Here is a 13,467-nt window from a genome sequence, read left to right on the forward strand (position 1 = left end):
CCTCAGAGCTTGCCAGAGAAGGCACGGTGTTGGAGCGAGGAGAAGAGAGCTTCGTCATCTGTTGCGCGAGCGTCCAACTGTTTAGTTAGCGCCAACAACTTCGAGATCCTCTCCGAGAAAATGGACTGCTCCCTCATCGGAGGTATCCAAATATCTAGTTTCTTGATGTGGGATAAGTAAATAGCTTGTTGCGCTGATGAACTTGACGTTTTGTAGAGCTGAGCTCGAATTTTTGGGTTTTTAATCCATGCTTGAAGTACCTGCGGCAATATGAGCTGTCGGTTAGGTTTCAAAAGAATCACTGAACCCATCAAACAAAAGGGGGTGTCTGCGTCGACTATAGTGGCTCGACCAATGGTTGCACCGCGACCAACAATCAACAAATCTCCTAGTTCAGGGCCACATTTCTTTCTGAACCGTGATCCATCGGCGCTAGATACGAATTTGGCATTATTGAGGTCGACAAATCGCTCTCCCACCTGAGAAGCCATTACTATCGGCATGCCATCTTCAGTAAAATTCGGGTTCTGGTGCTCTCCATCTGTGATCTTGCTGCAGACTTCACCAAGCGTGACAGCACTCTCGAGCTTCCTATTTTCAGTTGGATCCCCAAACATCTCCAGAAAGATCGACTGGGTGAGGCTGTCGAGCAACGAAATCGCCTGGCGGCGCTTCTGGCGCAGCTGATCGGCCTTATCCAGGATCGCCACAATTCGCTTCTGCTCGTCAAGGGGCGGGAGGGAGATTTTGTGTTCTAGGAACTCCCTTCGATTAATATGCTTCATCGTGGAACCGTGTGTGAAGCGCTCCATCCTATGAATGGATTCATCGATAGCGTGGCGCAGATAATCTATGTCCACGCGATCTAATCGAGGTTCCACCTTGAAAATGTGTTGATTCACAAGAGCATCTGGCCCTTGCCAAGCGAAGACCCCCAACGTCGCCGACCAAGAGACCAATAAATCCCCTTTGCGAACCATAAACTTTGCGGGCACATCTCTCAAAGTACGATTGAGTTCGCGCCCGCTTCCTGTCAGATTTTGTATGCGAATAATCGGGAGGCCATTTTCACTCCAGTCTTCGGGCTTGAAAGCAAAGCCATTTATAAATTCCGCAATGTCACCTATTGGGACTAATTTGGCGGTCACAGCATCGCCTCCAACTCTTTCAGCCCCGCCGCAATCTGATCCTCGAGCTCCAACAGCTCCGCTACGATCTGCTTCGGCGGTCGATGCTCTGCCGCCTCATGCACCACTTCCTTGTAGCGGTTGAGCGAAAGGTCATAATGCGCCGCCGCGATATCCTCTCTACTCACCGTAAAGCTCTGTCCGGTGCGAGGGTTGGCGCGCTCGGTGCCGTTGCGCGTGGCCCAGCGGGCAACGACATCCGGCAGATTGTTCTTCGCGTGCTCGTCTTCGGCGAGTTCTCGCTTTGGCACCGGGCCGAATTTCTCCTCCGGCACCAGCATCTGGCGCTTGTCGTCTAGGCTCATGCCGTCGGCCTGCAGGTCGTAGAACCAGACATGATCCGTGCCGCCGGAATTAGTCTTGGTGAAGAAGACAATCGCTGTGGAGACACCGGCATAGGGCCGGAACACGCCGGATGGCAGCTTGACGATCGCGTCGAGCTTGTGATCGTCTACCAGCATCTTGCGGATCGCCTTGTGCGCCGTCGACGAGCCGAACAGCACGCCGTCCGGAACGATCACCGCCGCCCGACCGCCGGGTTTGAGTAGCTTCAGGAACAGCGCCATGAACAGAAGCTCGGTCTTCTTCGTTTTGACAATGGCGAGCAGGTCGTTGGCGGTCGTCTCGTAATCCAGCGAGCCGGCAAAGGGCGGATTGGCAAGGATCAGTGAATATTTGTCGGCATCGTCGCCATGGCTGGAGGAAAGCGAATCCCGGTAGCGGACATCGGCGCCCTCGACGCCGTGCAATTGCATGTTCATCGAGCCGATACGCAGCATGGTCTGGTCGAAATCATAGCCGTGGAACATGCCCTCGTGGAAATGCCGGTTGAGCGCGGCGTCGCGGAACAGGCCCTTGTGGTTTTCGCGCAGGTATTCGCCGGCCGCCACCAGAAAGCCGCAGGTGCCGCTCGCCGGATCGCAGATCACGTCCTGCGGCGTCGGCTTCATCAGCTCGACCATCAGCTTGATGATGTGGCGCGGCGTGCGGAACTGGCCGTTCTGGCCGGCCGAGGCGATCTTGCCGAGCATATATTCATAAAGATCACCCTTGGTATCGCGATCCTCCAGCGGAATTTCCGCCAGCATGTCGACCACCTTGGCGAGCAGACCGGGCGTCGGAATGGTGAAGCGCGCGCCCTTCATGTGCTCCGAATGCGCGGTGCCGGCCTCGGCCATCTCGCGCAGGAAGGGGAAGACGAATTCTGAGACGAGCAGGAACATCCGCGCCGGATCTTCATTCTTCAGCCGCGACCAGCGCAGTTCGGCATAGGTGACATCCTTACCCTCGCGATCCTGCCGATAGACGCCCTCGGGAAAGATCACCCGCTCGATCGGCCGGCCTAGCATATTGGCCTTATTTTCCGCGCGCGTCTGGATGTCGTCCAGGCCGCGCATGAAGAGCAGGTAAGTGATCTGCTCGATTACTTCGAGCGGATTGGCGATGCCGCCGGCCCAGAAAGCATTCCAGACCTGATCGACCTTCGAGCGAATTTCACCTGTGAGCATGCGTATTCCTTCACCAAATCGATTTTGGCGCGACTGTAGTGTTCAGACCGTTAATTTCAACACTGGAGTTGCCCTGTCACACTAGACAATCTCTGCATTTATAAGAGAATAAAAACAACCGGCGCATTCGCATCGGTTAGGGGCATCGGTCGATTAAGCACGGTTGTGGGCTTCCAAGTCGACGAGACGACGGGCTGGGGAATGAAATCTATCGGGTTTTTGGGCTGGCACTGGCTGACCAGGCTGGTGGCGTTTTGGTTTTTAACAATCGGACTGGTCTACGCGCTAGATCTAGCGTTGCCGCCGCTGGATATAGGCCTCGTTGTCCATCGGGTCCGTGGCGGTTTGGCTTTGCTCGGCGGGCATGTGGGCGAAGAAGAAGCGAAGATCGCGCTGGACGCGCTCAGTCAGACGGACTTCATCTTAAGCCTAGCTTCTTTTATCTTCGCCGTCGCGTTCGCGTTAGCGGCGACGTTCTTGGTTCTTCACATTCTTACAATCATCGGCTCCATATATCGCCTGCGTCGGGTGATCGCGCGGCAGCGTAGCCGAGAGGATTTTGCCCAAGAATATGATCAATCGATTTACCATCAACTCAGAGATAGCCATCTAATAGGTCATGGTTGGCGGGAATTTGACGAAACGCTCCTGAAGCCATCTGTCGGCGATTTGACACTCATCAGAAATACGGTGCGTCCGCAGAGCTTCATTAGTTTCGGCGCCATTCGTGAACAGTTTTTTGGTCTGAAGATGATGTCAAGCATTCCCGGCTATTTCGTAGCCGCCGGCCTGCTGCTGACGTTCATGGGCATCGTATTGGCGCTCTATAAAGCGGGAGCTGCATCCGCTGCTCAGGACGTGAGCGTTATGCAGAACGCAATGACCGAACTGCTTAAGATCGCTGCTTTCAAATTTGCGACGTCGATCGCTGGTCTTGGCTGCTCGCTTATCCTGTCGATCGTGTTCAAAGTCTATACAATCTGGCTGGAAGCTAGCGCCCACAAGTTCTGTGAGACAGTTGAAAGCAAGTTGAAATACGTTCCGCCTCAGGCTGTTGCGATTGAGATTGCCGAGGCGGCTAAGGAGCAACGTGATCAGCTCAAGGAGATCAACAGCGACAAGTTCTTCGCCCAGATGGGCCGTCAACTGGAGCCGCAGATCCAGTCGGCTTTCGCATCAGCCATGGCGCCGATCAACGACAGTATTACAGGCGTGCTCGGCAAAATAACGGAAACGAGCCAGAGCGGCATCAACGACATGCTCGCGCAATTTTCGTCGAGCGTACAGGGCAGCGCAGGCATCGAACTGCGCCAGCTCGCGGAAACGCTGGGTGCCATGCAGGCGACCCTTGCCGACATGCAAACTGGCGTCAGGGGATCAGGCGAGGACTTCGCCCGCCGCATGAGTGAGGCTGCCGAAAATCTCAACCGCTTGGTTGGAGAGGCTGCGCGCTCGATGGACGACGGCGCCAACCGCAACCGTGATGGCCTTGCAGAAATTCTAGCGGCGATGAAAGCCACTTTCGACAAGGCGAGCGAACAGGTCGACACGGAGCTCGGGCGCGCCGCTGGCGGAGCTTCGGAACGGATCGAGGCCGCAATGGGCCGGGTGATGGAAAAGCTGGAAAGCCAGGTTACTACGCTCACAGGCAGCATGGTCTCTCTCGACGGCGACCTGCGTAATGGCGTGGCGAAGACCCAAGAACAAATTAGAGCCGCACAGGAAAGCGCCGTTTCGACCGTCAGCGCAGTTGCAGCGGGAGCCGCCGAGGCCATCAAATCGGGCCTTGCCGAAGCGATTGCCACTATCCGTCAGGAAGTAGAACGCTTTGAGAGTGCGCTTCGTGGGTCCAATTCCGCGCTCTCTTCGCAGACCAGTGCTCTTGGTGAAGCAACGTCACAAACCCGCAGTGTTTCAGATGCGTTTTCAAAGACCGCAACCGATATCCGTTCCGCATCGGGGCCGCTGCTGCAGTCGGGAGAAAAGATCGCTTCGGCAACATCAAATTTCGAAGACTCGCTTCGCTCGGCCGTCGAAGCATTGACCGCCAGCCAGTTTGCATCAGAAAAGCTGAACACGGCGTTGCGCGAGCAATCAACCAGCATGGCCGAGATTTGGCGGAACTACGAAGTGCGCTTCGCCCGCATCGATGAAGCGCTAGCAAAATCAATCAGCGACCTAGCCACCGCAACGGAGCGGCAGGGCGATACACTGAGCCGCTATGCCACCGACGTCGATCGGGGGCTGGCCAACGCGGTCAATACGCTCTCCTCTTCGGTGAAGGAGATGAGCGATTCATTTGACGAATTTTCCGGCTCGATCTCGGATCTGCGATCGTCTGTCCGGCCAGCGGCAGAATAGGTGAGCGATGCTGGCGTTTGACGATGCTGCCGGTCGTCCGGCGGTCGAAGAAGAAGAGGAAAACTATTTCGTGTCGATGACCGACATGATGGTTGGCATACTTTTCATCTTCATCATCATGCTGATGGTCTTCGCTTTGCAATTCCAAAAGCAGACGGACGAATCCGAACAGCAGGCAAATAAATCGAAGGTTCAGATAGAAGAGGTCCTCGAAAAGATTAGGCAGGTGAGCGAGCAACTGAATGGCTTGCGGTTTGAGATCAACAGAGAGCTGGAAAACCTTAGCCAGTCCCAAAAAGAGCGAACCGCCCTGCTCAACGATCTTGAACGTGAGTTGAAGGCCACTGGCCTCGACGTCCAAATCGACCGGGAAAACGGCGTTCTACGATTGACGGAAAACGCCATTCGTTTTGCAACAGACAAGTCCAACCTGAACGCCCAGGCATCGGATAACGTTAGGAAGCTTGCGGCCGTTCTTGCTCGGGTCCTGCCGCGCTATACCGGTTGCGTCGTCGCGAACAGCACAACGGATTGCCAGCAGCTTGCACCGGGTGCTGCGATTGACACGGTTTTCATTGAGGGACATACCGACCAACAAGGCTCGGAGACCGCGGCCGGCGACAGCCGGAATTGGCAACTTTCGACCGAGCGGGCGGTCGAGACTTATCGAACCCTGACTGCTTTCCAGCCATCGTTGAGAACGCTTAGAAACCCGGAAAAGAAAGAAATCCTCTCTGTCTCCGGCTATTCCTCAACACGCCCGATACCCGGAACGGAAATGCCCAATGAAGGGCCCGAAATCGCCAGGCAGGCCCTTGAAAAGAACCGCCGCATCGACATGCGATTTGTGATGCAGGTCGATCCCTCAGACCGGCTGAAGGACGTGCTGCGACTCACCGACGATATGGAAGAGCAAATCGGAAAACTGCAGGAGGCGGCTAAAGCAAGATGACTGCCCTGTTCCGTGATGCCTGCACGGCGACCTCGGCACGCGCGGCCGGTTTTTCAGGCCACGACGTCATACCCAAGTATGCCTACGCGCAACAAGCCGCGCAAGCAATCGGCGCAACGGGCATGGACGATCGAACACGACGCGACACCGCCTCCTTGAACGACATAGCCGCACGATTGCTGCCGTTACTGCAAGTGGACAGCTCCTTGTCGACAATGGAATTCCGAGACGCCATCTGGTGTCTGTGGGAAGCGAAACCTTCACTCGCCGAGAATCCACATGCTCTTAGCCGAATTATCGAAGAGATTGGCCGAAGCGACAAGCGCAAGCTGTATCGAACGTTAGCCACCGTATACTTGATTCAGTTTCGTGCCGACAGACCGGGGCTCGACCTCGTCAGTTCTGCACTGCAACGAGGTAGTCATCGTTGGGGTGCGCCTTTTGCCGTGTATCAACGGGATTACGCGCTCTACGATCCGGTGCTCGGTCCCAGGAAGATCGCCGCTTTGGCGTTGCAGCAGAATATGTCGCCTTCGGATGCGATGCGATCGCTGGGGTTCAGCGCGCTTGACGCGCAGTCTGGATTTACGGAGGCGATCACGCGAAATCTGTTGATCGAACTCGGCAGCGGAGCGGAACCCGACCATATGAAGCGCCTAGATATGGTCAGATCGTATGCGCTCGACAGTCGAAATGAACTGGTATTCAAGGGACTTGATCTCGAGATTGCCGAAGCACTGATGAAGCCGTTTCTCGGCAAGTCTCCTGAGAAAGCGATCAAAGATATTTTCCTCAATTTCATAGTTTCGATTTTCAAAGACCCGCGAACCTATCCTGGCCGCTGGGAACGCTTCCCACAAATCAAGGCTTTGGTCGTTTCGTGGTTGACGGAACAGTCGCTTCGGCAGTTCCTCGATATCGTCGGCCTCACGGTAAATGATCCAAGTGACGCCGAGATGTGGCGCTATCGGCGCGCTTTCTGGGAGGCGGCGTATCGCAAGGGTATCATCCAGGGCGCGTGGGTAGTCTTTGCGGACGATGGCGCCCGTTTCGCGCGTAGCCGCTTCGGCAAGAACGTAGACTTTGGAACATTCAACGGCGCCGGCTCTAAACAGATCCAGCGCACACATGCCGTTCTACTCCTTGAGGTCGGGCAAGGCGTTGTGGCCGACTGGAGTCACAACGGCAAAGTCAACATTTGGTCAGACGCTTCAGAGCGGAGCGCTCCGAAACTTTATCAGAAAAGCTATAGTTCGGATGACGTAACGATTTCGAAGGATGATACCGACACTTCGCGATATCTCGTCAAGACTCATAGCTCGCCGAAAACATACAGTTGGCAACGCGTCGTCGCCGATCGGATCTACCGGATGACAAATACGAGGTTGCAGCCTAGTGATTACAAATAAAGGTTGGTCATGAGCTTCAGATGCGTCCCGCAACACAACGGCGCGGTCATCGAATTCGAACAGCGCGGCCTTCTCGGCAAGAAGACAGTTCCCTACGGGCAATGGGGAGATACAGCTTCAGGCTCGGCTTCCAGTTTTCGCTTCATTTCTCATGCGGTCGCAGCGGGCGAGTTGGTCCCTTCCGGTAATGGGGTGTTTGCCACGCCCGAATTCATTCTTTCTTTGTCGGCGTCGCAGGTCGAACTCCTAGGAATTCCGAAACAGATTGGCCTATCAGTTACCGTTTCCATGCGCGGGCGTATCGATAGTTCCGACAGCATCCTATTACTTAGCTGGCAAGACCAGAATTCGCGCGCAATAGCACCGGACTTCCAAGGTCCTTTTTTACGCGTAGGAGGAGAGTGGGGTCGTTTGTCACGACCACTCTACGAGATCCATATTGCAGCACGTGATTACAACAATACCTCTGGCAAACCCTTCTCCGAGCGCTTGCCCCTGTGGCAGCAGGTTCAGGAAGCACTGCAAAAATATCTCGGCGACGAAGTGCAGGCCGACAAATTTGTCGGTTCTCTAACAATCTATCAGGCGGGCGCATTCGGGCTCGACGTCCGCGAGACATCGCATGGACCCCACTTTTTGCCAATCCTGATGGCGAGGCTGGCTGAGCCGGAGTTTGGCGAGGTCGATGACGGCAACGACGCGCCCGAAACAGATGGGGACGACGCCGCTGCATGGACGTCGAGCGCCGAAAAGCGCAGCAACGACGCGGACGCCCTGCTGCCGCCCCAGCTTCAAGACGAATTTCACCAACGCGCTCTTTCACGCCCTGGCAGAACCGACGCAGCCTACGTTATTGCACGCAACACTTATCTGCTCGTGGATCCGGCACTACGCACGGCCCTCGACGTCGTGAAGCAATTGCGAGGCGCGTCTGTCGAGGAGCGCAAGGCCTTTCTCAAGAATCCTCGCACTCGCATCGCGTCGGCCCTTGGCGAAGACGGGGATGCGCTCGCAGCAAGTCTCTTCGTTGAAACCGTGCAGTACTCAGACCGCATCGAAGGTCTGGGTTTATGGGAAAAACCCAGCCTTCCGTGGATAAGCCGAAAATCCAACCACTGGTTGCCGGAAGAGTTCGTCGTCAAAATTGGCAGTAAAACAATCAACGCAACACCGGAAAAAATTGAGGAACTCCATGTCCTTTGTGATCAGGCGGAGCAAGACGGCTCCGACTTGGTCAACTTCGAAGACGAGCCCTACAGGACTTCCGATGTAAGGACGACGCTAACGCATCTTGGAGAGGAGGGCGTCTCATACTCGGGCGGAGCGCAAGATAAGGGGCAACCCCTCCCAGCTGCGAACCATGATGTGCTTATCATCAAGGAAAACCTCGAAGGCCTCGACTATCATTCTAGGTTGGCTAAGCGCGGCAACCTCATCCCTCTTACCTTTCCGGCTCAAAGCATTAACGGAACAGTGCCGAAGGAACACCAGCTGCAGGGCTTTGAGTGGCTCTGCAATTGCTGGAAGGAGGGTTGGCCAGGCGCGCTGCTGGCCGACGACATGGGTCTCGGAAAGACATTCCAAGGGCTGGCTTTTCTTGCATGGATCAAGGACAACATGGCCGCCCGGCGCGGCATGTACCGCCCACTACAAGGACCGTTTCTGATCGTCGCTCCAACTTCACTTCTCGACAATTGGAAGAAGGAAGCCAGCATTCACTTGAAATCGGGCAAGCTTGGCAGTTGTGCTGAGGCTTTTGGCCCAGGGCTCAAGACGCTCAAAAGACCGAAGAGCGCAGGGTGGACAGAGGAAGACGCGCTCGACGTTGACTATATCCGTCAGGTGGATTGGATTCTGACAACCTATGAAACCCTTGCGCTGTACCACCGGAGCTTTGCGCGCATTGCTTATTCCGTTGCGATTTTCGATGAAATGCAGAAGGTCAAGTCTCCCGATTCCATCAATAGCCATACTGCTAAGACGATGAACATTGACTTCGTTCTCGGGATGACCGGAACTCCAATTGAGAACCGGCTTGAGGATCTTTGGTGCATCATGGACCGGGTTGCACCGGGATATCTCGGCGATCTGAAGAGTTTCTCCAACCTCTATGGCGATGAGGATCCTTCCGCGCTTACTGAGTTGAAGGCGAAAATGGACCGTCCTCAGGGTGGCGCGCCCGCGATCATGCTGCGCCGGATGAAGGATGATGTTGCAAAGGACTTGCCGGATAAACACATCGCAACCTATCCGGTCACGATGCCCTCAGCGCAGGCGCGAGCATACGACGACGCCGTCGCGATCGCGAAAGCCGGATCGAAGACTCGCAAAAGCATGCTCGAAACTTTGCACCGCCTGCGCGGTATCTCACTTCATCCGGAACGTGGGGATGACACCAATGCGTACGATCCCACTTGGCGCGCATCATGGATCAACAGTTCTGCCCGGCTGCAAAAAACCGTCGCGCTTCTCGAAGATATCCGCCGCCGATCGGAAAAGGCGCTGGTCTTCTTGGAAGATCGCGCTATGCAACGGACATTTGCTGCAGCGATATCAGAGCATTTCGGCTTGGCTGTCCGTCCGCAAATCATCAATGGGGCTATGGCCGGGCGTCAACGGCAGGAGGTAGTCGATACTTTTCAACAAGCTCCGGCGGGCTTCGATCTCTTGATCCTGTCTCCAAAGGCGGCCGGAATCGGCCTGACCATAACCGCTGCAAACCATGTCATTCATTTGAGCAGGTGGTGGAATCCGGCTGTCGAGGACCAGTGCAACGATCGTGCTTTCCGCATCGGGCAAACGAAGGATGTGACGATCCACCTGCCTATGGCAATTCATCCCGTACATCAGGACGGATCCTTTGACCAGCGGCTCCATGATTTGCTTGAACGGAAGCGGAGCTTATCTAGGGATATGCTTGCGCCTCCAACATCGGATAGGGATGTGGATGGGCTGTTTGCAGAGGTCGTTGGATAGCACCAGGCTAGATTATGCCAAACGGCGCAAAGCGGCCACAGTTTGCTAAAGACAGCCCTGCCGGCCTGGCGGCGCGACTGCTTAAGCCAAGCCTACCGACATCGACCCCTACACGGCAACACCCGATAGCGGCCGGTCTTGCCCTATGCCTTCTGTGCAAACAACTGAACACCCGTCAACCCCGCCATCCTCTCCACCAGCGCCTCCTGAAACCCAACATCACCAACCTCCGCCGCCGCCTCCCGCTGCTGCCGGTGATACCAATACCCGCCGCTCACCTTTGCAGCTTCGTTCTCGCTCGTCGCAAGCCACGTCTGCGTCAGATGCCCCATCTCCAGATCGTCAGGCGCGCCGGCGCCGCCCATCTTTGTCGGCACCCAGCCGGGGTCCACCGCGTTGCTCAGCACATCCGGCCAGTGGCGGGCGATGGCGGCGGAAAGGGTGGCGATGTAGAGCTTGCTTTCCGAATAGGCCTGGCTGGCGCTCCATGGCCGCTTCTTCCAGTCAATGTCGTCAAGCGTGCTGCCGCCGCTTCGGTGCATGCCGCTGGTGAGATAGATCAGGCGGTCAGGCCGCGTGATCCAGACGGTGAGCAGATAGGGGGCGAGCGTGTTGACCGCCAGCGTCTTGGCGTGGCCTTCGGGCGTTTCGCCGCGGCTGCGCTCGAGGTAGATGCCGGCATTGTGGATGACGGCGTCCATGCGGCCGATGGTGTTGAGCTGCTTGGCAATCGAGCGGGTTTCAGCGGCGCTGGCGAGATCGCCGATGACGAGGCCGAGGGCGGCGGCTGAGGTCTCGGCGATGGCCGCGGCGCGCTCGTGGGAGCGGGCGTGGAGGACGACCTCGTGGCCTTCGCGGATGAGGGTGCGGGCGGCGGCGAGGCCGAGGCCGTCGGTGGAACCGGTGATGAAGATGCGGCTCATGGGGGTTCCTTTCGCGGGGGCTTGGGGTGGGGGAGTGAAGCAGGTTCTGGTTGGGGGCTCAATGCTGGAGTTGGGGTGTGGGTTCCCGGCGGGGCGTTTGGGCGGTGTCGTTCGTGGGGATGATTGCCCCTCACCCTAACCCTCTCCCCGTAAAAACGGGGCGAGGGGACGTGCCCTGCGAGAGGTTGGTGGGGAACGGAGAGGTTGCGGCTATCCCCCTTCGCCCCGCAAGCGGGGAGAAGGTGCCGGCAGGCGGATGAGGGGCCTTTCCTGCGGTAATTTCAATGGTTTGACGCCAGCGCCCGTCGGCGGGCGTGGATCCTCGGGTCAAGCCCGAGGATGACGGAGTATGAGGTGGGCTTCGCGAAAAACCGCGACGTCAGTCTACGCCACTCCAGCCCACACCACCTCATATCCCCTGCCGCCGCTGCTCCGCCCCCGCTGCAATCGTCTGCACCAACTCGTCCACCTCTCTTGCCAGCCGCTCCAGCGGCAGGCCGACGAAGCGGCCCTCCAGGCTGATGCTGACGACGCCGTGGACGGCGCCGAACAATGTGCGGGCGCGGATGGCGCGGTCTTCGGGGGGCATGTCGGGCTGCAGTTCGGCGAGCGGTTCGGCGATCACGTCCATCAGGAAGAGGTGTTCGTCGAGGTGCCATTGCGGCGTCGGGCTGGTGGCGGGGGGGAAGTGGTCGAACAGGGCCTTCCAGAGATTGCGGTGTTCCACCGCAAAGGCGAGGTAGCCCTGGGCGAGGTTGCGCAGGCGATCGGTCGGGCTTTTGCCTTTGGCCTCGTCAAGCGTCAGCCTCGCCTCCAGCGCCTTCAGCGTCGCGGAATTCACATGGATGACGAGCTCGGCGAGGTCGGAAAAGACGGTGTAGAGGCCGCCGAGCGCGCAGCCGGCATCCTGGGTGATGTCGCGGGCGCGCAGGTTGGCAAGCCCGTCGCGGGCGATGCGCTCGCGCGCCGCCTCGATCAGCCGGGTCTTTAGGTCCTCGCGTTTTTCTTCTCGTCTGCCGGCCATTAACCATTTCCCTTCGAATTTCTGAACGACGTTCAAAAAATATCTTGAACGTCGTTCATGATTCTGCCATAACTCATCTCGTGAACAACGTTCATAAACCGGAGGACAGAAATGTTCAAATTGATTTCCACATTGCTGCGGGGCAGGGCGCATGATGCCGAGCAGGCTTTCGCCGATCGCAACGCCGTGCCGCTGCTGGCCCAGCAGATCCGTGATGCGGCGCAATCGATCCAGTCGGCGCGGCGCAGTGTTGCCGTCGCCATCGCCCAGAACGAACAGGAAAAGGGCCAGCACGCGACGATCCTCGCCCGCATCGCCGATCTCGAGACCCGCGCCACCGCGGCGCTCACAAAGGGCAATGAGGGCCTGGCGCGGGAAGCCGCCGAAGCGATCGCCTTTCTCGAGGCCGAGCGCGACGCGTCGGAACAGGCGCAAAGCCAGTTCACCACTGCGATCGCCAAGCTGAAGGGTATCGTCAGGGATGCCGAGGCGCGGCTGCAGGCGCTGCAGCGCGGCGAGCGGCTCGCGCGTGCCACGCAGGAGGCGCAGAAGCTCGATATCGCCGTCGCCGGCCCCGGCCTTGCGACGCTCGACGAGGCCGAGGAGACGCTGGCCCGGCTTCGCCTGCGCCAGAGCCAGAACGAGCTGACGGCGGCGGCGCTGAAGGAGATGGAAAGCGCCACGCGGCCGGCCGGCATCATCGAAAAGCTTGCCAATGCCGGTTGCGGCGCGCCGCTCACCTCATCGGCCGATGACGTGCTCGCCCGGCTGAAGAGCCGCATCACGCCGGCCGCCTGACATCGTCATCCCACCATCCACCCCTAGAAATTAAAGGGTCACTGAAATGAACGACAGTTTCCAGAAACATTCCGCCAGCTGGGTCAGCTTCTCCTACATCTCCTTCGGCGCCGCCGCCTTCATGCTGGCGCTCGGCCTTTACATGATGCCGCTCGATCTCTGGGGGAAGGGCTATCTCGCCATGGGCATATTGATGCTGGTGCAGACGACGGTGAACATCACCAAGACGCTGCGCGACAATGCCGAATCCGAGAAGCTGATCCGCAAGGTCGAAGATGCCCGCACCGAAAAGCTGCTGGTCAAATTCAATCGTAACGGTGAAGATTGAT

The 13,467-nt window shown here is 57.5% G+C and carries 10 protein-coding genes; 6 read left to right on the forward strand and 4 right to left on the reverse strand.

Going from position 1 to position 13,467, the window contains the following annotated elements:
* Positions 1-2: 2 nt before the first annotated feature.
* Both NMA58_RS03300 and NMA58_RS03305 read right to left on the reverse strand, forming a co-directional pair.
* A complete protein-coding gene (locus NMA58_RS03300; protein ID WP_434712319.1) occupies positions 3-1,148 on the reverse strand; it encodes a restriction endonuclease subunit S in 1,146 nt (381 codons plus the stop codon).
* Positions 1,145-2,695: a type I restriction-modification system subunit M gene (locus tag NMA58_RS03305; protein WP_434712320.1), complete on the reverse strand. Its 1,551-nt coding sequence runs from the start codon at positions 2,693-2,695 to the stop codon at positions 1,145-1,147. The genes NMA58_RS03300 and NMA58_RS03305 overlap by 4 nt, the downstream gene beginning before the upstream one ends.
* A gap of 201 nt (positions 2,696-2,896) precedes the next feature.
* Here NMA58_RS03305 and zorA point away from each other — a divergent pair, with 201 nt between their 5' ends.
* Genes zorA through NMA58_RS03325 form a run of 4 tightly spaced genes read left to right on the forward strand, consistent with a single transcriptional unit; the run spans position 2,897 to position 10,393 of the window.
* Positions 2,897-5,056, forward strand: a complete 2,160-nt coding sequence (zorA, locus tag NMA58_RS03310; RefSeq protein WP_434712321.1) for an anti-phage ZorAB system protein ZorA — start codon at positions 2,897-2,899, stop codon at positions 5,054-5,056.
* Between the two features lie 7 nt (positions 5,057-5,063).
* A complete protein-coding gene (locus tag NMA58_RS03315) occupies positions 5,064-6,008 on the forward strand; it encodes an OmpA family protein (protein ID WP_434712322.1) in 945 nt (314 codons plus the stop codon).
* Positions 6,005-7,417 (forward strand): EH signature domain-containing protein, encoded by a 1,413-nt coding sequence (locus NMA58_RS03320; protein WP_434712323.1) that lies wholly within the window; start codon positions 6,005-6,007, stop codon positions 7,415-7,417. The genes NMA58_RS03315 and NMA58_RS03320 overlap by 4 nt, the downstream gene beginning before the upstream one ends.
* A gap of 9 nt (positions 7,418-7,426) precedes the next feature.
* Entirely contained in the window at positions 7,427-10,393 is a 2,967-nt protein-coding gene (locus NMA58_RS03325; RefSeq protein ID WP_434712324.1) for a DEAD/DEAH box helicase, read from the forward strand.
* 143 nt (positions 10,394-10,536) lie between these two features.
* Here the strand turns inward: NMA58_RS03325 and NMA58_RS03330 are convergent, their stop codons facing one another.
* Both NMA58_RS03330 and NMA58_RS03335 read right to left on the reverse strand, forming a co-directional pair.
* Positions 10,537-11,316 (reverse strand): SDR family NAD(P)-dependent oxidoreductase, encoded by a 780-nt coding sequence (locus NMA58_RS03330; RefSeq protein WP_434712325.1) that lies wholly within the window; start codon positions 11,314-11,316, stop codon positions 10,537-10,539.
* A gap of 409 nt (positions 11,317-11,725) precedes the next feature.
* On the reverse strand, positions 11,726-12,340 hold the full coding sequence (locus NMA58_RS03335; RefSeq protein ID WP_434712327.1) for a TetR/AcrR family transcriptional regulator: 615 nt from the start codon (positions 12,338-12,340) through the stop codon (positions 11,726-11,728).
* A 111-nt stretch (positions 12,341-12,451) separates the two neighbouring features.
* Here NMA58_RS03335 and NMA58_RS03340 point away from each other — a divergent pair, with 111 nt between their 5' ends.
* Both NMA58_RS03340 and NMA58_RS03345 read left to right on the forward strand, forming a co-directional pair.
* Positions 12,452-13,138 carry a PspA/IM30 family protein gene (locus NMA58_RS03340; RefSeq protein WP_434712328.1) on the forward strand — a complete coding sequence of 229 codons (687 nt, stop codon included), beginning with the start codon at positions 12,452-12,454 and terminating at the stop codon, positions 13,136-13,138.
* Between the two features lie 46 nt (positions 13,139-13,184).
* The gene (locus NMA58_RS03345; RefSeq protein ID WP_008529123.1) at positions 13,185-13,466 is read left to right on the forward strand and encodes a YiaA/YiaB family inner membrane protein; all 282 of its coding nucleotides are present in this window, start codon (positions 13,185-13,187) and stop codon (positions 13,464-13,466) included.
* Position 13,467 lies beyond the last annotated feature (1 nt).

The organism is Rhizobium sp. YTUHZ045, assembly GCF_051124255.1.
Taxonomy (GTDB): Bacteria; Pseudomonadota; Alphaproteobacteria; order Rhizobiales; family Rhizobiaceae; genus Rhizobium.

What these genes read in the sequence shown, in the direction of transcription:
- NMA58_RS03305 (WP_434712320.1), bottom strand. Translation starts at nt 2,695, where the DNA reads ATGCTCACAGGTGAAATTCGCTCGAAGGTCGATCAGGTCTGGAATGCT.
- zorA (WP_434712321.1), top strand. Translation starts at nt 2,897, where the DNA reads ATGAAATCTATCGGGTTTTTGGGCTGGCACTGGCTGACCAGGCTGGTG.
- NMA58_RS03315 (WP_434712322.1), top strand. Translation starts at nt 5,064, where the DNA reads ATGCTGGCGTTTGACGATGCTGCCGGTCGTCCGGCGGTCGAAGAAGAA.
- NMA58_RS03320 (WP_434712323.1), top strand. Translation starts at nt 6,005, where the DNA reads ATGACTGCCCTGTTCCGTGATGCCTGCACGGCGACCTCGGCACGCGCG.
- NMA58_RS03325 (WP_434712324.1), top strand. Translation starts at nt 7,427, where the DNA reads ATGAGCTTCAGATGCGTCCCGCAACACAACGGCGCGGTCATCGAATTC.
- NMA58_RS03330 (WP_434712325.1), bottom strand. Translation starts at nt 11,316, where the DNA reads ATGAGCCGCATCTTCATCACCGGTTCCACCGACGGCCTCGGCCTCGCC.
- NMA58_RS03335 (WP_434712327.1), bottom strand. Translation starts at nt 12,340, where the DNA reads ATGGCCGGCAGACGAGAAGAAAAACGCGAGGACCTAAAGACCCGGCTG.
- NMA58_RS03340 (WP_434712328.1), top strand. Translation starts at nt 12,452, where the DNA reads ATGTTCAAATTGATTTCCACATTGCTGCGGGGCAGGGCGCATGATGCC.
- NMA58_RS03345 (WP_008529123.1), top strand. Translation starts at nt 13,185, where the DNA reads ATGAACGACAGTTTCCAGAAACATTCCGCCAGCTGGGTCAGCTTCTCC.